The sequence below is a fragment of the Streptomyces sp. NPDC046939 genome, from assembly GCF_040644575.1.
GTDB lineage: Bacteria > Actinomycetota > Actinomycetes > Streptomycetales > Streptomycetaceae > Streptomyces.
The window spans coordinates 131,409-154,509 of sequence record NZ_JBEYWV010000019.1; the positions used below are offsets into that span (position 1 = coordinate 131,409).

Sequence of the window (23,101 nt, forward strand, 5' to 3'; positions counted from 1 at the left end):
CCACATGAACGCAGAGAACCTGATCGCGCTGCTCGTCGCGGCGCCCCTGCTCGGAGCGGCCGTCCTGCTGTGCGGCGGCCGGGCGCTCGACCGGGTGGGCCACCTGCTCGGCACGCTGCTCGCGGCCGTCTCCTTCGTGATCGCCGCCGTCCTCTTCACCGACATGCTCGGCAAGGGCGCGGAGGACCGCACCTTCCGCCAGCACCTGTTCAGCTGGATCCCCGTCGAGGGGTTCCAGGCGGACGTCTCCTTCCAGCTCGACCAGCTGTCGATGACGTTCGTCCTGCTGATCTCCGGTGTCGGCACGCTGATCCATCTGTACTCGATCGGCTATATGGAGCACGACGAGCGGCGCCGCCGCTTCTTCGGCTACCTGAACCTGTTCGTCGCGGCGATGCTGCTGCTCGTCATCGCCGACAACTACCTGCTCCTGTACGTCGGCTGGGAGGGCGTGGGCCTCGCCTCGTACCTCCTCATCGGCTTCTGGCAGCACAAGCCGAGCGCGGCCACCGCCGCGAAGAAGGCGTTCCTGGTCAACCGCGTCGGCGACATGGGCCTGTCCATCGCGATCATGCTGATGTTCACGACGTTCGGGACGTTCGCCTTCGGCCCTGTCCTCGGCAGCGTCGGGGACACCTCCGAGGGCAAGCTGACCGCGATCGGCCTGATGCTGCTGCTCGCCGCGTGCGGCAAGTCGGCGCAGGTCCCGCTCCAGTCCTGGCTCGGGGACGCGATGGAGGGCCCGACCCCGGTCTCGGCCCTCATCCACGCCGCGACCATGGTCACCGCGGGCGTGTACCTGATCGTCCGCTCCGGGGCGCTGTTCAACGCCGCTCCTGACGCGCAGTTGGTCGTCACCATCGTCGGCGCGGTCACGCTGCTCTTCGGTGCGATCGTCGGTTGTGCGAAGGACGACATCAAGAAGGCCCTCGCCGGCTCGACGATGTCGCAGATCGGCTACATGATCCTCGCCGCGGGCCTCGGCCCGATCGGCTACGTCTTCGCGATCATGCACCTGGTGACGCACGGCTTCTTCAAGGCGGGCCTCTTCCTCGGCGCCGGTTCGGTCATGCACGGCATGAACGACGAGGTCGACATGCGTAAGTACGGCGGCCTCAGGAAGTACATGCCGGTCACCTTCGTGACGTTCGGCCTCGGCTATCTCGCCATCATCGGCTTCCCCGGCCTGTCCGGCTTCTTCTCCAAGGACAAGATCATCGAGGCGGCCTTCGCCAAGGGCGGCACCGAGGGCTGGATCCTCGGCTCCGTCGCCCTGCTCGGCGCCGCCATCACCGCGTTCTACATGACCCGCGTGATGATCATGACGTTCTTCGGTGAGGAGCGCTGGAAGAACCGGGCCACCGCCTCGCCGGAGCAGCCCAGCGCGGAGCCCGCCGCCGAGACGCGCGGCGCCCACGACGAGCCGCACCCGCACGAGTCGCCGTCGTCCATGACGATCCCGATGATCCTCCTTGCCGTCGGTTCGGTCTTCGCGGGCGGCTTCTTCTCCCTCGGCGACCGCTTCCTGGACTGGCTGGAGCCGGTCACCGGACACAAGCACGGGCACCCGCCGATCAGCGCGGGCGTCGTCACCGGGGCCACCATGGTCTGCCTCGTCATCGGCGTCGGCACCGCCTGGCTCCAGTACGGGCGCCGGGAGGTCCCGGCGGTCGCCCCGCGCGGCTCGCTGCTCACCCGGGCGGCCCGCCGCGACCTGCTCCAGGACGACTTCAACCACGTCGTCCTCGTCCGCGGCGGCGAGCACCTGACGCGCTCCCTCGTCTACGTCGACCACACCCTGGTCGACGGGGTGGTCAACGGGACGGCGGCGTCGATGGGCGGCCTCTCAGGACGGCTGCGCAAGCTCCAGAACGGCTACGTGCGCTCGTACGCCGTCTCGATGTTCGGCGGTGCGGCGGTCATCACCGCCGTGACCCTGCTGATGAGGGCGGTCTGATACCGATGTCCTTTCCTCTGCTGACAGCGACGGCGGCGCTCCCGGCCGTGGGCGCCGTCGTGACGGCCGCCGTGCCGGCGAAACAGCGCACCGCGGCCAAGTGGCTCGCGCTCCTCTTCTCGGTCGCCACGCTCGTCCTCGCGGCGATCGTCGCGGTCCGCTTCGACCCGGACGGCGGCCGCTATCAACTCACCGAGTCCCATGCCTGGATCGCGGACTTCGGCGTCCGCTACGAACTGGGCGTGGACGGCATCGGGGTGGCGCTCGTCGCCCTGACCGCGCTGCTCATCCCGTTCGTGATCCTCGCCGGGTGGCACGACGCGGACCCGCAGGAGGAGGGCGTCGAGTCCCGCAGCGTCGCGGCGGGCCGGTGGCGGCCGACGCAGGGCTTCTTCGCCCTGATCCTCCTGGTCGAGGCGATGGTGATCATCTCCTTCGAGGCCACGGACGTCTTCGTCTTCTACATCTTCTTCGAAGCCATGCTCATCCCGATGTACTTCCTCATCGGCGGCTTCGGCGACCGCGCGGGCCCGCACGGCGAGAAGGAGGCGGCGACCCAGCGCTCGTACGCGGCCGTCAAGTTCCTCCTCTACAACCTGGTCGGCGGCCTGATCATGCTGGCGGCCGTCATCGGCCTCTACGTGGTCGCGGGGAACTTCTCGCTCCAGGAGATCGCCGAGGCGCGGGCGAACGGTTCGCTCGACATGGCGACCGACACCGAGCGCTGGCTGTTCCTCGGCTTCTTCTTCGCCTTCGCGGTGAAGGCCCCGCTGTGGCCGCTGCACACCTGGCTGCCGAACGCGATGGGCGAGGCCACGGCGCCGGTCGCGGTGCTGATCACGGCGGTGGTCGACAAGGTCGGCACGTTCGCCATGCTCCGCTTCTGCCTCCAGCTCTTCCCGGAGGCCAGCAAGTGGGCGACGCCGGTCATCCTGGTGCTGGCCCTGATCAGCATCGTCTACGGGGCCCTGCTCGCGGTGGGCCAGCGCGACATCAAGCGCCTGGTGGCGTACGCGTCGATCTCGCACTTCGGCTTCATCATCCTGGGCATCTTCGCAATGACCAGCCAGGGCCAGTCCGGCGCGACGCTCTACATGGTCAACCACGGCATCTCGACGGCGGCGCTGATGCTCGTCGCCGGGTTCCTGATCTCGCGGCGCGGCTCGCGGCTCATCGCGGACTACGGCGGCGTGCAGAAGGTCGCCCCGGTGCTCGCGGGCACGTTCCTGATCGGCGGTCTCGCGACGCTGTCGCTGCCGGGGCTCGCCCCGTTCGTGAGCGAGTTCCTCGTCCTGGTCGGCACGTTCTCGCGCTACCCGGTCATCGGCATCATCGCCACCATCGGCATCGTCCTCGCCGCGCTCTACACGCTGGTGCTCTACCAGCGCACCATGACGGGCCCGGTGAAGCCGTCGACCGAGGGCATCGCGGACCTGCGCGTGCGTGAGCTGGCGGTGGTGGTCCCGCTGATCGCCGTACTGATCTTCCTCGGTGTCTATCCGAAGCCGCTCACCGAGCTGGTGAACCCGGCGGTCAAGCACACCCTGTCCGACGTCCAGAAGAAGGACCCGAAGCCGGAAGTGGAGGCGGCCCACAAGTGAGCGCATCTGCCGTCCACAGCCTGTGGACAACTGCCGCCGATCCGATCTCCAAGATCGACGCCCCGAAGATCGAGTACGGGCAATTGTCCCCGACCTTGATCGTCGTCGGCGCCGCCGTCCTGGGGGTCCTGGTCGAGGCGTTCGTGCCCCGCAAGACCCGTTACTACGTACAGGTGTTCCTGTCGGTCGTCGCGCTCGCCGCCGCCTTCGCCGCGGTCGTGGCGCTCGCGGCGGGCGGGTACGGCACCACCAAGGCGCACATCGCGGCCATGGGCGCGATCGCCGTCGACGGCCCGGCCCTCTTCCTGCAAGGCACCATCCTGCTCGCGGGGATCGTCGCCGTCTTCACCTTCGCCGAGCGGCGGCTCGACCCGGAGGCGCACGGCAACCGCGTCGACTCCTTCGCCGCGCAGGCCGCCTCCGTGCCCGGCAGCGACAGCGAGAAGGCCGCGGTCAAGGCGGGCTTCACGACCACCGAGGTCTTCCCGCTGGTCCTCTTCGCGATCGGCGGCATGCTGGTCTTCCCGGCGGCCAACGACCTCCTGACGCTCTTCATCGCCCTGGAGGTCTTCTCCCTCCCGCTGTACCTGCTGTGCGCCGTGGCCCGCCGCAAGCGGCTCATGTCGCAGGAGGCCGCCGTCAAGTACTTCCTGCTCGGCGCCTTCGCCTCGGCCTTCACCCTGTTCGGCATCGCGCTCCTGTACGGCTACGCGGGCTCCGTCTCGTACGCCACCATCGCGAGCGTCGCCGACGGCTCGGTGAGCGACATCGACCCGGCCCTCGCCGACACCATGGGCAACGACGCGCTGCTGCTCATCGGCATGGCGCTGGTGGTCATGGGCCTGCTCTTCAAGGTCGGCGCCGTGCCCTTCCACATGTGGACGCCGGACGTCTACCAGGGCGCCCCGACGCCGGTCACCGGCTTCATGGCGGCGGCCACGAAGGTCGCCGCGTTCGGCGCGCTCCTGCGTCTGCTCTACGTGGTCCTGCCCGGCCTGCGCTGGGACTGGCGGCCGGTCATGTGGGCCGTCGCCATCGTCACGATGCTGGCCGGCGCGATCGTCGCGATCACACAGACCGACATCAAGCGGCTCCTGGCGTACTCGTCGATCGCGCACGCCGGGTTCATCCTCGCGGGTGTCATCGCGACCACCCCGGACGGCATCTCGTCGGTCCTCTTCTACCTGGGCGCGTACTCCTTCGTCACGATCGGCGCCTTCGCCGTGGTGACGCTGGTGCGCGACGCGGGCGGCGAGGCGACGCACCTGTCGAAGTGGGCGGGGCTCGGCCGCCGCTCCCCGCTGGTCGCGGCCGTCTTCGCGATCTTCCTGCTCGCCTTCGCCGGTATCCCGCTGACCTCCGGGTTCGCGGGGAAGTTCGCGGTGTTCAAGGCGGCGGCGGACGGCGGCGCGGGCGCGCTCGTCGTGGTCGGCGTGATCTCGTCCGCGATCGCCGCCTTCTTCTACATCCGCGTGATCGTCCTCATGTTCTTCAGCGAGCCGAAGGCGGACGGCCCCACCGTGGCCGTGCCGTCACCGCTGACCATGACGACGATCGCGGTGGGCGTGGCCGTCACGGTCGTGCTCGGCCTGGCCCCGCAGTACTTCCTGGACCTGGCGAGCCAGGCGGGGGTGTTCGTGCGGTAGCGCTCCGCTGAGATCGCGGGAAGCCCGGCGCCCTGGTGGGGGTGCCGGGCTTCACCCGTGTCCGGAGGGCTCAGCCCCGGTCGCGTTTTGCTTTGATCGCCGTGAGGTCCAGGTCCGCTGTGAAGGGGGCGTCGACCTTCATGCGCTCACGGAAGATCCCCACACTGACGTAGGCACCGGTGGTGGGCTCCAGCTCGAAGGCGTGGACCACGGCCTTGCCGTTCTCGTTCTCCACGCGCCAGTAGTGCGGGATCTTCGCGCGGGCGTACTTGAGGGGCTTGGTCTCGCGGTCGCGGGAGACGGAGTCGGGGGAGACGACCTCGATGGCCAGGATCACGGCTTCGGCGGGGAAGCGGGTCTGGTCCGGGTCCTCGACAACATCCTCCCGGACGACGATCACGTCCGGCTCGGGGCGGTTCTGGCGGTCGATGTCGATGGTGAACTCGCGGACGACTTCGTAGTGAGCCGGCGCCTGGGAATCCAGCCGCCCTGCGAAGAAGCTGATGCTGCGGTTGTGAAACACGTTCTGCGGACTCGCGAAGACCAGACCCCCGTCGATCAGCTCAGTATGCGGAGGGAGATCCGGAAGCCGGTCCAGGTCATCAGCGGTGTAGCCGCCCACGGGCGGTCTTGGCCAGGTCGGTGCGCGGGGCGCCTTCGGTTCGACGCTCGTCGGTGCTTCCATGCGACGGAGTCTGGCCGGGCCTTCGGGGTGACGGTCGGTAATGATCCAGTCTCCCACGGACGTGTGAACGACGTAGCAGTTGTGACGAAGTTATCCACAGGTGCTGCTGTGGACAACTCACGGGCTGTCGGTCCGGGCCCCTATCGTTGCGGGGGAAGTCGAGAGCGACAGTGGCGAGCGGCGAGCGGCAGGACGGGACTGGGACATGAGTGAGGTCATCGAGAGCGAGGCGCTGGCCACGCTGCATCGCGTCTTCGGGTACGACAGCTTCCGTGGTGAGCAGGAAGCGGTCATCGAGCACGTGGTGAGCGGTGGGGACGCCGTCGTCCTCATGCCGACCGGTGGCGGCAAGTCGCTCTGCTACCAGATCCCGGCCCTGGTCAGGCCGGGTACGGGCGTCGTGGTGTCGCCGCTGATCGCACTCATGCAGGACCAGGTGGACGCGCTCAGGGCGCTCGGCGTGCGCGCCGGGTATATGAACTCGACGCAGGACTTCGACGAGCGGCGCACCGTGGAGGCCGAGTTCCTCGCAGGTGAGCTGGACCTCATCTACCTGGCGCCGGAGCGGCTGCGGCTCGACTCCACCCTCGAACTGCTCTCGCGCGGCAAGATCTCCGTCTTCGCCATCGACGAGGCGCATTGCGTCGCCCAGTGGGGCCACGACTTCCGCCCCGACTACCTCGCCCTCGAGATCCTCGGCCAGCGCTGGCCCGACGTGCCGCGCATCGCGCTCACCGCGACGGCGACGCACGCCACGCACCAGGAGATCACCCAGCGCCTGGGCATGCCCGACGCCAAGCACTTCGTCGCCAGCTTCGACCGGCCCAACATCCAGTACCGGATCGTCGGCAAGGCCGACCCGAAGAAGCAGCTCCTCACCTTCCTCAAGCAGGAGCACGAGGGCGACGCGGGCATCGTGTACTGCCTGTCGCGCAAGTCCGTCGAGGCGACGGCGGAGTTCCTCTGCCGGAACGGGATCGAGGCCGTGCCCTACCACGCGGGCCTCGACGCGGGCACACGCCAGGCGCACCAGGCCCGCTTCCTGCGCGAGGAGGGCCTGGTCGTCTGCGCGACCATCGCGTTCGGCATGGGCATCGACAAGCCGGACGTCCGCTTCGTCGCCCACCTGGACCTGCCGAAGTCCGTCGAGGGCTACTACCAGGAGACGGGCCGCGCCGGGCGCGACGGCCTGCCGTCCACGGCCTGGATGGCGTACGGGCTGCAGGACGTCGTCCAGCAGCGCAAGATGATCAACATGGGGGAGGGCGGGGAGGCGTTCCGCCGCCGCGCCTCCGCCCACCTCGACTCGATGCTGGCGCTCTGCGAGACGGCCGAGTGCCGCAGATCGCAACTGCTCCAGTACTTCGGCCAGGACCCCAAGTCCGCCGCCTGCGGAAACTGCGACACGTGTCTGACCCCGCCCGAGACGTGGGACGGCACGGTCGCCGCGCAGAAGATCCTCTCCACGGTGGTGCGGCTCGACCGGGAGCGGCGGCAGAAGTTCGGCGCGGGCCAGATCATCGACATCCTGCTCGGCAAGCGCACGGCGAAGGTCATCCAGTTCGACCACGACCAGCTCTCCGTCTTCGGCATCGGCGAGGAGCTGACCGAGGTCGAATGGCGGGGCGTGGTACGGCAGTTGCTGGCGCAGGGCCTCATCGCGGTCGAGGGCGAGTACGGGACACTGGTGCTCACCGAGGAGAGCGCGAGCGTGCTCGGCGGGCAGCGTGAGGTACGGCTGCGCAAGGAGCCCAAGAAGGCGGCGGCGCCGCGCGCCACCGCCCGCGACCGTAAGGCCAAGACGCCGGCGGCGGACCTGCCCGAGGAGCTGCTGCCGGTCTTCGAGGCGCTGCGCTCCTGGCGCGGGGCACAGGCGAAGGAGAACGGGGTTCCGGCGTACGTCATCTTCCACGACGCGACGCTCAAGGAGATCGCGGTGCAACGGCCCACGTCACTGGCCCAGCTGGGGACCATCGGCGGGGTCGGGGAGAAGAAGCTGGCGACGTGGGGCGCGGGCGTGCTGGAGGTTCTGGCCGGGCTGGACGGGGGCGGCGCCCGGACCGTGGCTGCCGGGGCCGAGCCCGAGCCGGACTTCGGGCCCGAGCCCGATTTCGGACCCGAGCCCGAGCCCGAGGAGATCGACTGGTGAGCCGGGGCCGGGGCCGGGGCCTGGGCCTGGGCCTGTGCCGGGGGCGCCGTCAGCGCCTCAGACCGTTGACGGTGGCGTGGGTCGCGCGGGCGCCGCGCCGTCGTGGCCGCCCGCGCAGTACCCCGCGCCCCTAGGGGGTCACGATCCTGCCCGTCACTTCGCCCAGGGCCACTCGGGCGCCGTCCGGGCCCGGGGCCCATGCCTCCAGGGTCACCACGTCGCCGTCCTCCAGGAAGCCCCGTTTGCCGTCGGGGAGTTCGAGAGGCCGCTGGCCGTTCCAGGTGATCTCGATGAGGGAGCCGCGTTCGTGTTCGCCGGGGCCGCTGATCGTGCCGGAGCCGTAGAGGTCGCCGGTGCGCAGGGAGGCGCCGTTGACCGTCATGTGGGCCAGCATCTGGGCGCCCGTCCAGTACATGGTGGAGAACGGGGGCTCGGAGATGGTGTGGCCGTTCAGGGACACCGTGATGCGCAGGTCGTATCCGGCGGGGTCGAGGGACGGGTCCGCGTCGTCCAGGTAGGGGAGGAGCGGGACCGTGCGCGGCGGGGCGGGCACGCGCGCCGCGTCCAGGGCCTCCAGCGGCGTGATCCACGCGGAGATCGACGTCGCGAAGGACTTGCCGAGGTGCGGGCCGAGCGGCACGGTCTCCCAGGACTGGATGTCGCGCGCCGACCAGTCGTTGAGGAGGCAGATGCCGAAGACGTGGTCACGGTAGGAGGAGAGGGGCACGGCGGTGCCCTGCGCGGAGGGCACCCCGACCACGTAGCCGACCTCCGTCTCGATGTCGAGGCGGACCGAGGGGCCGAAGACGGGGGCCGGGTCGGACGGGCCCTTGCGCTGCCCGGAGGGGCGTACGACGTCCGTGCCCGAGACGACGACCGTGCCCGCGCGGCCGTGATACCCCACCGGAAGATGCTTCCAGTTGGGCTTCAGCGGCTCCTCGTCCGGGCGGAAGAGGCGGCCCAGGTTGGAGGCGTGGTGCTCGGAGGCGTAGAAGTCGACGTAGTCCGCGACCTCGAACGGCAGGTGCAGGGTGACCGCGGAGAGCGGGCGCAGCAGGGGCAGGACGGTCGCGCGGTGCGCGGGCTCCGTCAGCCACGCGGTCAGCGCGGCGCGCACCTCGGACCAGACGGCGCGGCCCGCCGCAAGGAGCGGGTTGAGGGTCGGGGCCGCCAGGAGTGCGGCGTGCGGGAAGCCGAACGCCTCGGCCGCCGCGCCCGCGTCCAGGACGTGGTCACCGATGCGGACGCCGACCCGGCGCGCACCGGCGGATCCGGCGGGCCCGTCGGCGCTGTCGGAGAAGACTCCGTAGGGAAGGTTGTGCGGGCCGAAGGGGTCGCCCTCGGGGAGGTCGAGCGGGGTGTGCTCGGACGTGCCAGCCATGCCGGTCATGCCTGCTTTCCTCACTTTCCATCGCGTGCGGATCACGTTACGGGGGAGACGCGCGTTCGGGCAGGGCCCAAAGAGTGCGCCATGTGTGCCATGTCCGGATCACCCGTTGTGGGAGGGGCGGTTCAGGCTTACCGTCGCCGTCATGACGGCGACGCCCGCGCCCCCCGCCCTGGACCGGGACGTGCCGGGCCTGATCGTCAAGTTCGGCGCCTATCCGCTGCATCACGGCGGCGTGGGCGCCATCCGCAGCCTGGGCCGGCTCGGAGTGCCCGTGTACGCGATCACCGAGGACCGCTGGACGCCCGCCGCCATGTCCCGGTACCTGTGCCGCGCCTTCCCGTGGCGGACCACCGGGACGGAGGAGCCCCGGTACCTGGTGGACGGCTTGCTGCGGATCGCGCGCCGCGTCGGGCGGCCGACCGTGCTGATCCCGACCGACGAGGAGGCGGCCGTCCTCGTCGCCGAGCACCAGGAGCCGCTCGCCGACGCCGGATACCTTCTGCCGCGCGTGGAACGGACGTTGCCGCGCCGCCTCGCCAGCAAGCAGGGGCTGTACGAACTGTGCGCGGAGCACGGGGTGCCGACGGCAGAGACGGTGTTCCCCCGCAGCCGCGCGGAGATCGAGGAGTTCGCGGGGCGGCCCGCCTGCTTCCCTGTCGTCGTGAAGAACCGCGAGGCGTTCACGCGCCGCGGCGCCCCGGCGGTGAGCGGTACGACGGTCGTCCGCACCCCCGCCGGGCTGCGGCAACTGGCACGCGGCTGGCCCGAACCGCCTGCCGTCGTCCTCCAGGAGTATGTGCCGCGCGAGCACGCCGAGGACTGGATCGTGCACGCCTACGTCGGCCCGGACGCCACGCCCCGCACCCTGTTCACCGGCGTCAAGATCCGCTCATGGCCGCCGTACGCGGGGATGACGGCGTACGCGTACGTGGCCGAGAACCCCGAACTCGCGGACGCCGTCGCCCACTTCGTCAAACAGCTCGGCTACACCGGGATCATCGACCTCGACCTACGGCTCGACCGGCGCGACGGGCAGTACAAGCTGCTCGACTTCAACCCGCGGGTCGGCGCCCAGTTCCGTCTCTTCGAGGACGATGCGGGCGTCGACGTCGTCCGCGCCCTGCACCTCTCGCTCACCGGCCGCGACGTTCCGGCGGGGACGCGGCGGGCGGGGCGGCGGTACGTCGTCGAGAACATCGACCTGCCGGCCCGGCTCGCGTACCGGCGGAAAGCCGACACGCGCACGGCACCGGCCCGCGCGCACGGCACGGAACGCGCGTGGTGGGCGGCCGACGACCCGCTCCCGTTCCTCACGATGCTCGCCCGCTCCGCCGGACCGGCGCCGGGCCACCTCCACCGGCTCTGGCGGACCCACCGCCTGGCCCGCCGCCCCACCGGGAGGGCCGGGTGATCCCGCCGGTGGCCGTCATCGGCGCGGGCCCCTACGGCCTGTCCACCGCCGCCCACCTCCAGGCGCACGGCCTGCCCGTCCGCGTCTTCGGCGAGCCGATGGAGAACTGGCGCGCGCACATGCCCGTAGGCATGATCCTCAAGTCCACGCCGGCCGCCTCCACCATCGACGCGCCGCGACGCGGACACACCCTCGGCGACTTCTGCGCCGCGACCGGGACCGAGCGCCTGGTGAGGGACGAGGACCTGATCCCCGCCGACGTGTTCGTCGCGTACGGGGACTGGTTCCGGCGCGGACTCGTGCCCGGCCTGGAGAGCGCGCGGGTCGTCTCGGTGGGCCGGAGTGACAACCGACCCGGGTTCGAGCTGGGCCTGGACTCGGGCGAACGGTTCACGGCCCGCGCCGTCGTCGTCGCCACCGGCCTGTCCGGCCTCGCCCATGTCCCGCCCGAACTGGCGCCGCTCCCGCACAGCGCCCACCACCACGACCTGTCCCGTTTCGCGGGCAAGGAACTGCTCGTGATCGGGGCGGGCCAGTCCGCCCTCGAAACGGCGGCCCTCGCAGCCGAGGCCGGGGCGAGCGTACGGGTGGTGGCGCGCGGCCGGGGCCGGGTGCGGTTCGGCGCGCCGCCGTGGGAGCAGCCGCGATGGCGGCCGGGGACGCCGTTCGGCCGGGCGTGGTCGTTGTACGCGCTCACGTGCTGGCCGCACCAGTACCGCCGACTGCCGCCGCACGTACGCCACTTCCTCGCGCGCCGCGTCCTCGGCCCCCTCGGTGCCTGGTGGCTGCGCGAGCGGTTCGAGGGGAAGGTGGCGGTGCGGGAGGTCGCCGCCGTCGAAGCGGCGCACGTGTCGGGCGGCGCCCCTGCCCTCACCGTCCGCACCCACGACGGCCGCCGTCAGGAGCTCACCGCCGACCATGCGATCGCGGCGACGGGCTACCGCGTCGACCTGGCCGCCCTGCCGTTCCTCGACGACGGGCTGCGGGCCCGCATCACCGTCAGCCGGGGAACGCCGCGCCTGGGCGCCGGTTACGTCTCGTCCGTCCCCGGGCTGTACTTCACGGGCGTGCTGAGCGGGTCCTCGTACGGTCCGCTGATGCGCTTCGTGTGCGGAACGGCGTTCGCGTCACCGCGCCTCGCCCGGCACCTGGCGGCGACGCACGGGTGACGCGGGGCTGTCACGGGCCCTCTGCCCCCACGCCTCGATCTCTGCAACTATCGTCCGGCGCACCCGGCAGGAGCTGACCGGGCACCACATCTACTACGCACGGGAGCGATGCAGTGGCAAGCAGGCTGCGACAAAAGCTCCGCGAACGCAGACTTATGATCGTCTCCGAGGCCGAGTACTCCTACGAGTCGTACTGCTACGAGTCCTGGGCAAGCGCGCGGTGACCGCCGCCGAGCTCCTCGCCGAGGAAGAAGTGCCGGGTTACGGGGCCCGGTTCGCCCGGTGCGACTCGTTCCTGATCCGTGACCGGGCCTGCTGGCTGGTGGCCGAGAGCGAGGACGGACCATGGGCGGGCCGGGTCTCCGCGGACGTCTCGCGAATCCTGGACGAGCGCTGCCGCGCAGGCGCCGGGCGTGGCTTCGTGTCGCCGCTCAAGGACGGCGGCCTCGCGGTGGCGGGCGCGGACCGGGTCGTGGTGTACGACGCGGGCGCACGTGTGCGGTGGGAGTACGTCTTCGGGGGCTGGGCCGACCGTAACAACGCGTCGGCGTCCTGCGTGGACACCGCCGACGGCCGCCGGCTGCTGGTCACCGTCCCCGGCCCCGACACGGGCGACGGCGCCTACGCCGGTGACCTGTGCGTCGCCCTGGACCTCGCGGACGGCCGCCGTGTCGCGGAGGCGGTGCTCCCCTCCGCGACAGCGGCGTACGCCTTTCAGCAGTCCCTCACCGACCCGGCGCAGATCCTGCTGAGCGCGCTCCAGGGCGACACGTTTTACGGCCTTCAGGTCACGGCGGACGGCGGGGACCGGCCGGCCGTGGCGGAGGTCGGCCTGGAGAACGACCCGATCGCCGGTCTGTGCCGGGACGGCGCGGTGCTCAAGGCGGACGTCGGCGGCGGCTGGCTGAGCCGCTCGCAGGAGGGCCGGGAGGACGTGATCGTTGAGGCGGAGGACGTCCTGCCCGAGGGCTTTCTCTTCGTGGGCCCGCGCGCCGGGTTCCTGGACAAGGACCGGGTCCTCGCGGCCGTCGCCGAGGACCAGGCCCCGGGCGACAGCCGCCACCTGCTCCTGGACGCCCACACGCTCCAGCCGGTCGCCGAGCTCGATTACGCGGGCACGACCTGCGCCGACCCGTTGGCGCTCGGCGACGGGACATGGCTCACGGCGGAGGGGGACGTGGTGCGGCGCTGGCGGGCCGTCGACCGGTAGGCGGCCGCTGTCGCCGCCTGACGGGGAGCCGGAGTGGGCGCGCGCGGCGATCGTCCGCTCGTGGTCGGTCCGCACGGAGCCGGACCGACTCCTGCCCGGGGACGCGCCACCCGAATAACGCGACGCGTGGATCGCCCGTCCGCCGGGGGGCCACGGCATCATCGCCCCGCAGCCCCGCAGCCCCGCAGCCCCGCAGCCCCGCAGCCCCGCAGCCCCGCAGCCCCGCAGCCCCGCCCCGAGCCCCTACACGCCCGCCCAGATCCCGAACTCCGCCCCATTACCACACTCACGCCACCCCACCGGTACTCGACAACTCGCACGGCCGACGTGTCCGTATTCTTCGGATCATGGCCGCTCCCGCATATGCCCTCATCGCCACCGACCTGGACGGAACGCTGCTGCGCGGCGACGACACGGTCTCCGACCGCACGCGGGCCGCGCTCGCGACAGCCGTCCGGGCCGGGGCCCGGCACATCGTGGTGACGGGGCGGCCCGCACCCCGTGTCCGGCCGCTCCTGGATGATCTCGGCGGGGCCGGGCTCGCCGTGTGCGCGCAGGGGGCGCAGCTCTACGACGCGGCGAGCGGGCGCCTGTTGTGGTCGCTGACGCTCGACCGGGAGCTGGCCGAGCAGGCGCTCGGGAAGATCGAGGCGGAGGTCGGCCAGGTCCACGCGGCCGTCGACCAGGACGGGGTCGACGGGCTGACCCTCATCGAGCCGCAGTATCTGATGCCGCACCCCACGCTCCCGGCCGTCCGCGTCCGCCGCCGCGAGGACCTGTGGGCGGAGCCGATCAGCAAGGTGCTGCTGCGCCATCCCGACCTGGGCGACGACGAGTTGGCGGCGGTGGCCCGCGCCGCGGTGGGCCCGCTCGCCTCCGTCACCATGTCGGGCCCCGGCACCGTGGAGCTCCAGCCGCGTGGGGTGACCAAGGCGACCGGCCTGAACCTCGCGGCCCGCAGCCTCGACGCGGGCCCCGACGACACCCTCGCCTTCGGTGACATGCCGAACGACGTCCCGATGTTCGGCTGGGCGGCGCGCGGCGTGGCCATGGCCAACGCGCACCCGGAGCTGAAGGCCGTCGCCGACGAGGTCACGGCGTCCAACGAGGAGGACGGGGTGGCCGTGGTCCTGGAGCGGCTGTACACCTGAGCGGCGATGCCGGAATCACCCCGCCGTCCGCGGGATCCGCTTCTCCCACGTCCGGTGGAACACCACCTCACCCCCGTCGCGGCACACGACCTCACTCGTCGTGACGAACTCGTCTTCCGTGCAAGCGATTTCCGAGCGGCTCCGGACGGTCGCGTCCCACGCCAGTTCCGGCCGGTGGAGCCGGATCGACCAGTCGGAGCGGGTGCGGGCGGTCAGCGGGTCGTCCTCCTGGATGGTGTACGTCTCCAAGGCGTCCTCGGTGAATTCGAGGCCGTCGGGGTAGACGCGGGTGCCGCCGTAGCGGGGGTCGACCTCCAGGCGCCATTCGCCCTTGGCGACGTCGCGGACGACGAGGCGTTCGGGGCGCGGCTCGTCGAGCGACGCCGGGTACACGACGCCGAGCGGTTCGGACTGCTCGGGCTCGCCGAAGGAGATGACGCCGCCGAGATCGCCGTTGCGCACCGGGAGTTCGAGGGAACTGCCCGCCGGGTCGAGGGTGAAGCCGTTGGCCGAGCCGGGTTGGGGCCAGATCCAGGGCCAGTAGACGGAGGAGACGGCGAGGCGGATGCGGTGTCCGGCGGGGAAGGTGTGGCCGATGCCGTTCAGCTCGAAGGTGACGTCCTCGGTCGTGCCCGGCAGCCAGGGGACGGACGCGGCCCGGCCGTGGCGCGCGCCCAGGTTGAGCACGCCCCGGGTGACCAGGGTGGAGGAGCCGTCGGGGGCGATGTCGCAGAGCCGGGCGATGACCTGGCCGCGCGGGACCTGGCTGGTGATCCGGGCCGTGATGCGCGGGCGGCCCAGGACCCGTACGTCCTCCTCGACCTCGAACTCGAAGCAGGCCGACTTGGCGTCCTCGTCGCGCTGGTCGGGCGGCAGGTCCGCGTCGTTGCCGAAGGGGAAGAAGCGGCCCGCGTCGAGGCCCGTCTGCTGCGGGGAGCGCACCAGGACGGGGCTGCCCTGGAGGGCGTAGGTGACGGGGGAGACGTTGGGGGAGGGCCAGGACGGGTCGCCGACCCAGTGGCCCGGCAGCTCCTCGTAGACGGTGGCGGGCGGGTGGGAGTCGCTGATCCAGGAGCGGAGCTTGGGCTCGGACATGACGTTCGTGGTGTCGTCACCCTTCAGCCAGTGGTCCCACCAGCGCAGAGTCTCCTGGAGGAAGCCGATCGCCGGGCCCGGCGGCAGGCCCCGGTCCGGGTACTGGTGCGACCAGGGGCCGATGATGCCGCGTACTTGATCGTCGGGAAGCGCCTCCACCAGCCGCAGGACCGTGTCGCGGTACGGGTCGTGCCAGCCGCCGACCGCGAGGACGCCCGCCTTGATCGCGGAGTAGTCCTCGCAGACGCTGCCGTGGCGCCAGTAGGCGTCACGGGTCTGGTGGGTCAGCCAGGTGTGGACGAACGGTTCGACGGCCTCCAGGCGGTCCGTCCACATCTGCCGCCAGTGGTCGCCGACGAACATCGGGTCGGGCGGGCGCGACACGAAGGCGAGCATGGTCGCCGCCCACGCGTGCATGTCCACCGCGAGGACGGAACCTCCCATGTAGTGCACGTCGTTGTCATAGCGGTCGTCCGTGGAGCACACGGTGACGATCGCCTTGAGCGGCTCGGGCGCGAGGGCCGCGATCTGGAGGGAGTTGAACCCGCCCCAGGAGATGCCGAACATGCCGACCTTGCCCGAGGACCACTCCTGCGCGGCCAGCCAGTTGACGACCTCCACGCCGTCGCTGAGCTCCTGCGCGTCGTACTCGTCGCCCGGCATCCCCTCGGAGTTGCCGTGCCCGCGCACATCGACGCGGACGGAGGCGTAGCCGTGCCCCGCGTACCAGGGGTGGCGCTGCCAGTCGCGGGGCGCCGTCCAGTCGGAGAGCCGGTACGGCAGGTATTCGAGGAGGACCGGCACGGGTTCGTCGGTGACCGGCCGCCAGACGCGCGCGAAGAGCGTCGTCCCGTCCGAGAGGGGTACGCGGATGTCCTCGCGGACCGTCCCGTACGGGAATGTCGTCTGGATCTTCGGAGTACTCATGGCGGAACCTCGCTGGCGTCGGAGGGCTCAGTGAACGGGGTGCATGGTGCGGCGCAGCCACGGCGCCAGGGCGATGACGCCGGCCCCGACCGCGACGGCGATCGCGCCGTTGACGCCGAAGTAGGCGGGGTCGGACACCTCGCCGTAGAACTTCACGGTCTGGGCCTGGATGCCGTTGGCGAGGGCGAGCGAGAGGAACCAGAGGGACATGGTCTGGCTGGCGAAGGCGCGCGGGGCGAGCTTCGTGGTGGCCGACATGCCGGAGGTCTCCACGAGGATGTCGCCGAGCCCGAGCAGCAGGTAGGAGCCGACGATCCACCAGACGGCCATCCGGTACGCGCCCCCGCCGTGCCCGGCGGTCGGCACGACCATGAGCAGGAACGACAGACCGCCGAGGACGACGCCGAACGCGATCTTGTTGGAGGCGTGCGGCTGGCGGCGCCCCATCCGCGCCCACACCCCGGCGACGACGGGCGCGAGGGCGACCTCGAAGGCACCGAGCGCGGAGGCGTACCAGCCGGCCGGGAAGTGGAAGCCGAGGAGCGAGGTCTCGGCGTTGGTGGAGGCCAGCAGGATCATGGTCGAGTAGGCCTGGAAGAGGATGAAGTTGAAGGCCACCGACGCGATGAAGAGGACCAGGTAGGGGCGGAGCCGCCCGCGCTCCTCGGCCGTGACGCGCGGGCTGCGGAACATCACCGTGAAGTAGACGACGGGTGCGATCACCGAGATGACCGTGAGGCAGTCCACGAACCGGTCCATGGTCAGCCAGCCCACGGAGGCGAGCAGCACGGCGAGGGCGGCCACGACGACCACGCCCGCGACGATCATCCGCACCGCGCGCCGCATCCCCTCGGGCGCGAGCGCGTACTCGGCGGCGTGCTTGCGTCCGGCCAGGTGACGCCGTCCGGCCACGTACTGGATCAGGCCGAGGGTCATGCCGACGGCGGCGGCGGAGAACCCCCAGTGCCAGCCCTTGTGGTCGCCGAGCCAGCCGGTGATCAGCGGTCCGGCGAAGGCGCCGATGTTGATGCCCATGTAGTACAGCGCGAACCCGGCGTCGCGGCGCTCGTCGTCGGTGCGGTAGAGCTTGCCGACCATCGAGGCGACGTTCGGCTTGAGCAGCCCGGTGCCGGCGCTGATCAGGCCGAGCCCGACCCAGGTCATCGCGGCGGTGGGCACGGCCATCGAGTAGTGGCCGCAGGCGATGAGGACGCCGCCCCAGAGCACGGCGCGGTACGAGCCGAGGATGCGGTCGGCGAGCCAGCCGCCGGCGACGGAGACCAGGTAGACGAGCGTGCCGTAGGCGGCGGAGACCGACGCGGCGGTCCCCGCGGACATTCCCATGCCGCCGTGTGCGACGGTGTCGGCGAAGAACAGCACGAGGATGGCCTGCATGCCGAGGAACGAGAACCGCTCCCAGACCTCCAGGCCGGACAGCGTGAGCAGACCGCGCGGCTGTCCGAGGAAGGCGGTGCCGTCGCCGGGCGGCGGCTGGGCCCCCGCTTCGGAGCCGGAGCCGGGGCCGGTGGTGTCGGTGGTGCGGGACAAAATGCGTACTCCCGGTCGTATGGGCTGATCAAGAACATACCGGGGGTGTCATCGAGCCGCCTGGTCCGGGTTGTCCGGGCGGGCGCCCCCTGTGATCGAAACGCGACCGGATACGCTGACTTGAGTGATGGCAGCGACACATCGACAAACCGTGTCATCGACCGAGTGAAGACCAAATGATCGACCGAGTTCGCCATGTGAGCGTCGTGATCGTCAGCAGACAGGAGAACCTCTCGTGACCGTCGTCGGGACTTTCGGTCTTAGCGTGCGGGACCAGGCTCTCGAAGCCGATGTCCAGGCCGGTTTGACGGCTGTCGAGGAGGGGCTGCTCGAAGCCACCAAGAGCGAGGTCCCCTTCATCACCGAGGCCGCCCAGCATCTGGTGCGGGCCGGCGGCAAGCGCTTCAGGCCCCTGCTCGTGACGCTCGCCGCCCAGTTCGGCGACCCGTACGCGCCGGGCATCGTGCCCTCCGCCGTCGTCGTCGAGCTGACGCACCTCGCGACGCTCTACCACGACGACGTGATGGACGAGGCGGACGTGCGGCGCGGCGTGGAGAGCGCCAACCAGCGCTGGGGCAACTCCGTCGCCGTCCTCACCGGTGACTTCCTCTTCGCCCGCGCCTCGCACATCCTCGCCGACCTCGGCCCGGACGCCGTCCGCATCCAGGCGGAGGCGTTCGAGCGCCTGGTCACCGGCCAGATCCTGGAGACCGCGGGCCCGGCCGACGGCCGCGACCCGGTCGACCACTACCTGGACGTGCTCAGCGGCAAGACGGGCTCGCTCATCGCCGTGGCCTGCCGCTTCGGCGCCATGATGTCCGGCGCCGACGAGACGGTCGTCGACGTCCTCACCCAGTACGGGGAGCGGCTCGGCGTCGCCTTCCAGCTCGCCGACGACGTGCTCGACATCGCCTCCGACTCCCACGAGTCCGGCAAGACCCCCGGCACCGACCTGCGCGAGGGCATCCCCACGCTGCCGGTCCTGCGCCTGCGCGAGCGCGCCCGCCTGCTCGGCCTGCCCGAGGACCAGGCCCTCGTCGACCTCCTCGACTCCGACCTCTCCGACGACGCCAAGCTCGCCGACGCGATCTCCCGGCTCCGCGCCCACCCGGCCCTGGAGCAGGCCCGCCGCGACACCGTGCGGTACGCGCAGGAGGCCCGCGCCACCCTGACCCCGCTCCCGGAGTGCGAGGCGAAGGCCGCGCTCGTCGAACTCTGCGACGCGGTGGTGCACCGGGCGGGCTGAACCCTGAGAGGGGAGGAGTGCGTGTCATCCCCTGGGTGTACGCCGAGTTGATCCCGCGGTCTGACGCTTCGTGGTGGCCGGTTTGGTCAGATTGGGTACACCACTCCTTACCAATTCGGGTGAGAATGGCGGCTTGGGGTGGACGAGTACGCAGGGCGCCGCCGCCGAAGACGGAGGTAGGGCATCAGCATGGCACCGTACGATTCCGACAGCAGCCAGGGCGCCGGGCGCCGCAAGCTGGGCCGGTACGCGGTCCCCGTGGCCGTCGTGGGGGTGGCGGCGGCGACGATCGGGCTCGTCCCGGCGCTCGCCGACTCCGGCGACCCGGACTTGCCGAAGATCACGGCCCAGGAACTCATCGAGAAGATTGCCAAGTCGGACACCGAGCGGTTGTCCGGCACCATCAAGATCCACACGGACCTCGGCCTGCCGTCGTTCGGCGACGCGGCCGCGGGCCTGACCGGCGGGAACGGCGGGGAGAAGGGCTCGGCCTCGGCGGACCCGCGCGACAAGCTGACGGAGCTCGCCACCGGCACGCACACCCTCCGCGTCGCCGCGGACGGCGAGGACCGCCAGAAGCTGTCGATCCTGGACGACGCGTCCGAGTACAGCGTGATCCACGACGGCGCGGACGTCTGGGCCTACGACAGCGCCTCCGACCAGGCGTTCCACGCGAAGGCCGAGCAGAAGCCGGACGAGGGCGCGAAGAAGCGGTCGAGGGACGTCCCGGCGACACCGAAGCAGCTCACGGACGAGATCCTGAAGGCGTCCGCCGACACCACGTCGTTCACGGTCGACGGGACGGCGCAGGTCGCGGGCCGTGACGCGTACCGGCTCCAGATCAAGCCGAAGCAGCCGGGGTCGACGGTCGGCGCGGTCACGGTCTCCGTGGACGCGAAGACGGGTACGCCGCTGAAGTTCACGCTGACCCCGGCGAGCGGCGGCGCCGCCGTGATCGACGCGGGCTTCACCAAGGTCGACTTCTCCAGGCCGAAGGCGTCCACCTTCGACTTCAAGCCCTCCAAGGGCACGAAGGTCACCGAGGCCGACGACCTGCCGAAGCAGGACCACGGCCGGGCCGGACGGACCCCGAGCGCCACCGGCCTCGACGGGTTCGACGTGCTCGGCAAGGGCTGGACGTCCATCGCCGAGCTGAAGCTGCCCGGCGGCGCGGACGCGGCGGGCCTGGCCTCCGGCTCCGCACCGGACGGCATGCCGGCCGACGCGCAGAAGTTCCTGAACTCCCTCGGCGACAAGGTCACCGGGGCGTTCGGCTCCGGCACCGTCTACTCGACCCGCCTGGTGAACGTACTGATCACCGAGGACGGGAAGGTGTACGCGGGCGCGGTCACCAAGTCCGCGCTGGTGAAGGCGGCCGACGCGGGCTGACGCGACAGCGGTGAGCCAGCGGGCGGGGGACCGGTGCGCGCGGTCCCCCGCCACCGCACGTGACAGCGCATGTGACAGGGGAGGGGCATGGCGCCGGTCATCGAGACCCGGGAGCTGACCAAGCGGTACCGGGGCGGCCAGCTCGCCGTCGACCGGCTGAGCCTCACCGTCCCGGAAGGCGCCGTCTTCGGCTTCCTCGGGCCGAACGGCTCGGGCAAGACCACCACCATCCGCATGCTGATGGGCCTGATCGAACCGACCTCGGGCACCGCCCGGGTCCTCGGACACCCGATGCCGCGCGCCGCCGGCACCGTCCTGCCGCACGTCGGCGCGCTCATCGAGGGCCCGGCCCTGTACGGCTTCCTGAACGGCCGCGACAACCTGCTCCGCTACGACGCGGCGGACCCGACCGCGGACCCCCGCACCCGTACGGCGCGGGTCGCGCGGGCCCTGGACCGGGTCGGCCTGACGGCCGCGGCGACGAAGAAGGCGAAGGCGTACTCCCTCGGCATGAAGCAGCGCCTCGGCCTGGCCGCGGCGCTCCTGCAACCGCGCCGCCTCCTGGTCCTGGACGAGCCGACGAACGGCCTGGACCCGCAGGGCATGCGCGAGATCCGCACACTCGTCCGCGCGCTGGCGTCGGACGGCACCACGGTCTTCCTCTCCTCCCACCTCCTCGACGAGATCGAACAGGTCTGCACGCACGCGGCGGTGATGGCGCAGGGCCGCCTCCTCACGCAGGGCCCGGTGGCGGAGCTGGCGGCGGGGGCGCGGGGCAAGCTGACGGTGACGACCCCGGACCCGGCGGACGCGGCGCGCGTACTGAAGGAACAGGGCATCACCGTCCTGGAGACGACGGACACGGAGGTGACGGCGGACCCTCCGCCGCCCGGCACGGAACTGTCGGACCTGAACACGGCGCTGGTCACCGCGGGCGTCCGCGTACGAGGCTTCGGCGTGCGGCGGGCATCGCTGGAGGACGCCTTCGTGGCCCTGACAGGAGAGGGCTTCGATGTCGCAGGCTGACCCGGTCGTGAGGGACCGTCCGCACCCGCTCTGGACCCTGGGCCTGCTGCGCAACGAGCTGACGACGACGCTGCGCCGCTGGCGCACGCTCGCCCTGCTCGCGGTCCTGGCGGGCGTGCCCGTCCTGATCGGCGTGGCGGTGAGGATCGAGACGAGCGACGGCTCGTCGGTCGGCGGCGGCCCCGAGGGCGGCGGCCCGGCGTTCATCGCGCAGATCACCAACAACGGACTGTTCCTGGTGTTCACCGCGCTGGCGGCGACGCTCCCGTTCTTCCTGCCCATGGCGGTCGGGGTGATAGCGGGCGACGCGGTGGCGGGCGAGGCGAACGCCGGAACCCTGCGCTACCTCCTCGTGGCCCCGGCGGGCCGCACCCGCCTGCTCCTGACGAAGTACGCGACGACCCTGGCGTTCTGCGTCCTGGCCACCCTGGTCGTGGCGGTCTCGGCACTGCTGACAGGAGCACTCCTCTTCCCGCTCGGCGACATGGTGACGATCTCCGGAACGCGCATCACCTTCGGCGAGGGCCTGTGGCGAGCACTGCTGATCGCCCTCACGGTGGCGGCGTCGCTCATCGGCATCGCGGCGCTCGGCCTGTTCATCTCGACCCTCACCAACAGCGGCATCGCGGCGATGGCGACCACGGTCGGCCTGCTGATCACGGTCCAGATCCTGGACCAGATCCCGCAGCTCCACGCGATCCAGCCCTACCTCTTCTCCCACCACTGGCTGTCCTTCGCGGACCTGATGCGGGACCCCGTCTACTGGGACGACCTGGTCAAGAACCTCGAACTCCAGGCGCTGTACGCGGCGGTCTTCGGCTCGGCGGCATGGGCCCGCTTCACGGCGAAGGACATCACCGCGTGACTACTCCTCCTCGTACGGGAACCGGGCGAGCGGCGCCTCCTGCGCGAAGAACGTCTTGGCGCGGGCCAGCGCCCGTGTGTCCTTGCGTACGTCACCGGGCTTGCTGCCGTTGCCGAGGAGCACGCCGCCGAAGCGCATCCGCATGAACGCGGCCGAGTTGCGCAGCGTGGCGATCAGCGGATCGGCGACGCCGTCCTCCTCGTCCGCGAGCGCGGTCACGCCCCACAGGGTGCGCCCGGCGAGGGTGCCCTTGAAGTCGACGCCCGGGGTGCGCAGCCAGCCCGACCAGTAGTCCAGGTAGCGCTTGGTCGAGGCGGAGAGCGAATACCAGTACAGCGGCGACGCGATGACGATGTCGGTGGCGGCGAGCGTGGCGTCGAGCAACAGTGCGACGTCATCGCCCTGCGGCCGTACGTGGTCGGAGTCGTGCCGCAGGTCCTCGAAGTCGGGGAGCGGATGCGCGGCCAGATCGATCCACCGCTGCTCGACGCCGGAGGGCAGTTGCTCGGCGGCGGCGCGGGCGAGGATCTCGGTGTTGCCACCGCTGCGGCTGCTGCCGAGCAGGAACAGGAAAGTGCGGTCGGACATGGTTCCCCCTGCGCGTGGACGGACGCGACGAGCTACTTGCGCGTGCAG

17 protein-coding genes are annotated in these 23,101 nt (G+C 71.3%); 12 read left to right on the forward strand and 5 right to left on the reverse strand.

Annotation, left to right across the window (positions count from 1 at the left end; translation table 11 throughout):
- Positions 1–4 precede the first annotated feature (4 nt).
- The 3 genes from nuoL to nuoN are packed head-to-tail and all read left to right on the forward strand — an operon-like array spanning position 5 to position 5,204.
- Positions 5–1,957 (forward strand): NADH-quinone oxidoreductase subunit L, encoded by a 1,953-nt coding sequence (gene nuoL / locus ABZ877_RS21770; RefSeq protein WP_361073673.1) that lies wholly within the window; start codon positions 5–7, stop codon positions 1,955–1,957.
- A 5-nt stretch (positions 1,958–1,962) separates the two neighbouring features.
- The gene (locus tag ABZ877_RS21775; protein ID WP_361073676.1) at positions 1,963–3,558 is read left to right on the forward strand and encodes an NADH-quinone oxidoreductase subunit M; all 1,596 of its coding nucleotides are present in this window, start codon (positions 1,963–1,965) and stop codon (positions 3,556–3,558) included.
- The gene (nuoN, locus tag ABZ877_RS21780; protein WP_361073677.1) at positions 3,555–5,204 is read left to right on the forward strand and encodes an NADH-quinone oxidoreductase subunit NuoN; all 1,650 of its coding nucleotides are present in this window, start codon (positions 3,555–3,557) and stop codon (positions 5,202–5,204) included. The genes ABZ877_RS21775 and nuoN overlap by 4 nt, the downstream gene beginning before the upstream one ends.
- A 70-nt stretch (positions 5,205–5,274) precedes the next feature.
- On the opposite strand, the gene ABZ877_RS21785 is transcribed toward nuoN, so the two are convergent.
- Positions 5,275–5,889 carry a Uma2 family endonuclease gene (locus ABZ877_RS21785; RefSeq protein ID WP_361073679.1) on the reverse strand — a complete coding sequence of 205 codons (615 nt, stop codon included), beginning with the start codon at positions 5,887–5,889 and terminating at the stop codon, positions 5,275–5,277.
- 205 nt (positions 5,890–6,094) lie between these two features.
- Between ABZ877_RS21785 and recQ the strand changes: the two genes are divergently transcribed.
- Complete coding sequence (recQ, locus tag ABZ877_RS21790) at positions 6,095–8,038, forward strand: DNA helicase RecQ (protein ID WP_361073681.1); 1,944 nt, start codon at positions 6,095–6,097, stop codon at positions 8,036–8,038.
- Positions 8,039–8,168: 130 nt separating this feature from the next.
- Here recQ and fahA read toward each other — a convergent pair whose 3' ends face one another.
- Positions 8,169–9,428, reverse strand: a complete 1,260-nt coding sequence (gene fahA / locus ABZ877_RS21795) for a fumarylacetoacetase (RefSeq protein WP_361073683.1) — start codon at positions 9,426–9,428, stop codon at positions 8,169–8,171.
- A 142-nt stretch (positions 9,429–9,570) separates the two neighbouring features.
- Between fahA and ABZ877_RS21800 the strand changes: the two genes are divergently transcribed.
- From ABZ877_RS21800 to ABZ877_RS21815, 4 genes are all read left to right on the forward strand, one after another.
- On the forward strand, positions 9,571–10,839 hold the full coding sequence (locus ABZ877_RS21800) for an ATP-grasp domain-containing protein (protein WP_361073685.1): 1,269 nt from the start codon (positions 9,571–9,573) through the stop codon (positions 10,837–10,839).
- Positions 10,836–12,008, forward strand: coding sequence for an NAD(P)-binding domain-containing protein (locus ABZ877_RS21805; RefSeq protein WP_361073687.1), 1,173 nt, complete (start codon positions 10,836–10,838; stop codon positions 12,006–12,008). Before ABZ877_RS21800 ends, ABZ877_RS21805 begins: the two co-directional genes overlap by 4 nt.
- A gap of 220 nt (positions 12,009–12,228) precedes the next feature.
- Complete coding sequence (locus ABZ877_RS21810) at positions 12,229–13,218, forward strand: hypothetical protein (RefSeq protein ID WP_361073689.1); 990 nt, start codon at positions 12,229–12,231, stop codon at positions 13,216–13,218.
- A gap of 347 nt (positions 13,219–13,565) precedes the next feature.
- Positions 13,566–14,369: an HAD family hydrolase gene (locus ABZ877_RS21815; protein WP_361073691.1), complete on the forward strand. Its 804-nt coding sequence runs from the start codon at positions 13,566–13,568 to the stop codon at positions 14,367–14,369.
- A 15-nt stretch (positions 14,370–14,384) separates the two neighbouring features.
- Here ABZ877_RS21815 and ABZ877_RS21820 read toward each other — a convergent pair whose 3' ends face one another.
- Both ABZ877_RS21820 and ABZ877_RS21825 read right to left on the reverse strand, forming a co-directional pair.
- On the reverse strand, positions 14,385–16,391 hold the full coding sequence (locus ABZ877_RS21820) for a CocE/NonD family hydrolase (protein ID WP_361073693.1): 2,007 nt from the start codon (positions 16,389–16,391) through the stop codon (positions 14,385–14,387).
- Positions 16,392–16,418: 27 nt separating this feature from the next.
- Positions 16,419–17,939, reverse strand: coding sequence for a peptide MFS transporter (locus ABZ877_RS21825; RefSeq protein ID WP_361073695.1), 1,521 nt, complete (start codon positions 17,937–17,939; stop codon positions 16,419–16,421).
- 235 nt (positions 17,940–18,174) lie between these two features.
- Here ABZ877_RS21825 and ABZ877_RS21830 point away from each other — a divergent pair, with 235 nt between their 5' ends.
- From ABZ877_RS21830 to ABZ877_RS21845, 4 genes are all read left to right on the forward strand, one after another.
- Complete coding sequence (locus ABZ877_RS21830) at positions 18,175–19,185, forward strand: polyprenyl synthetase family protein (protein WP_361073697.1); 1,011 nt, start codon at positions 18,175–18,177, stop codon at positions 19,183–19,185.
- Between the two features lie 189 nt (positions 19,186–19,374).
- Positions 19,375–20,574, forward strand: a complete 1,200-nt coding sequence (locus ABZ877_RS21835) for a DUF2092 domain-containing protein (RefSeq protein ID WP_361073698.1) — start codon at positions 19,375–19,377, stop codon at positions 20,572–20,574.
- Positions 20,575–20,661: 87 nt separating this feature from the next.
- Positions 20,662–21,600 carry an ABC transporter ATP-binding protein gene (locus tag ABZ877_RS21840; protein WP_361073700.1) on the forward strand — a complete coding sequence of 313 codons (939 nt, stop codon included), beginning with the start codon at positions 20,662–20,664 and terminating at the stop codon, positions 21,598–21,600.
- Complete coding sequence (locus ABZ877_RS21845) at positions 21,587–22,465, forward strand: ABC transporter permease (RefSeq protein ID WP_361073702.1); 879 nt, start codon at positions 21,587–21,589, stop codon at positions 22,463–22,465. Before ABZ877_RS21840 ends, ABZ877_RS21845 begins: the two co-directional genes overlap by 14 nt.
- Here the strand turns inward: ABZ877_RS21845 and ABZ877_RS21850 are convergent, their stop codons facing one another.
- Positions 22,466–23,053 (reverse strand): NAD(P)H-dependent oxidoreductase, encoded by a 588-nt coding sequence (locus ABZ877_RS21850; RefSeq protein ID WP_361073704.1) that lies wholly within the window; start codon positions 23,051–23,053, stop codon positions 22,466–22,468. It lies immediately after the preceding gene.
- Positions 23,054–23,101: the final 48 nt, after the last annotated feature.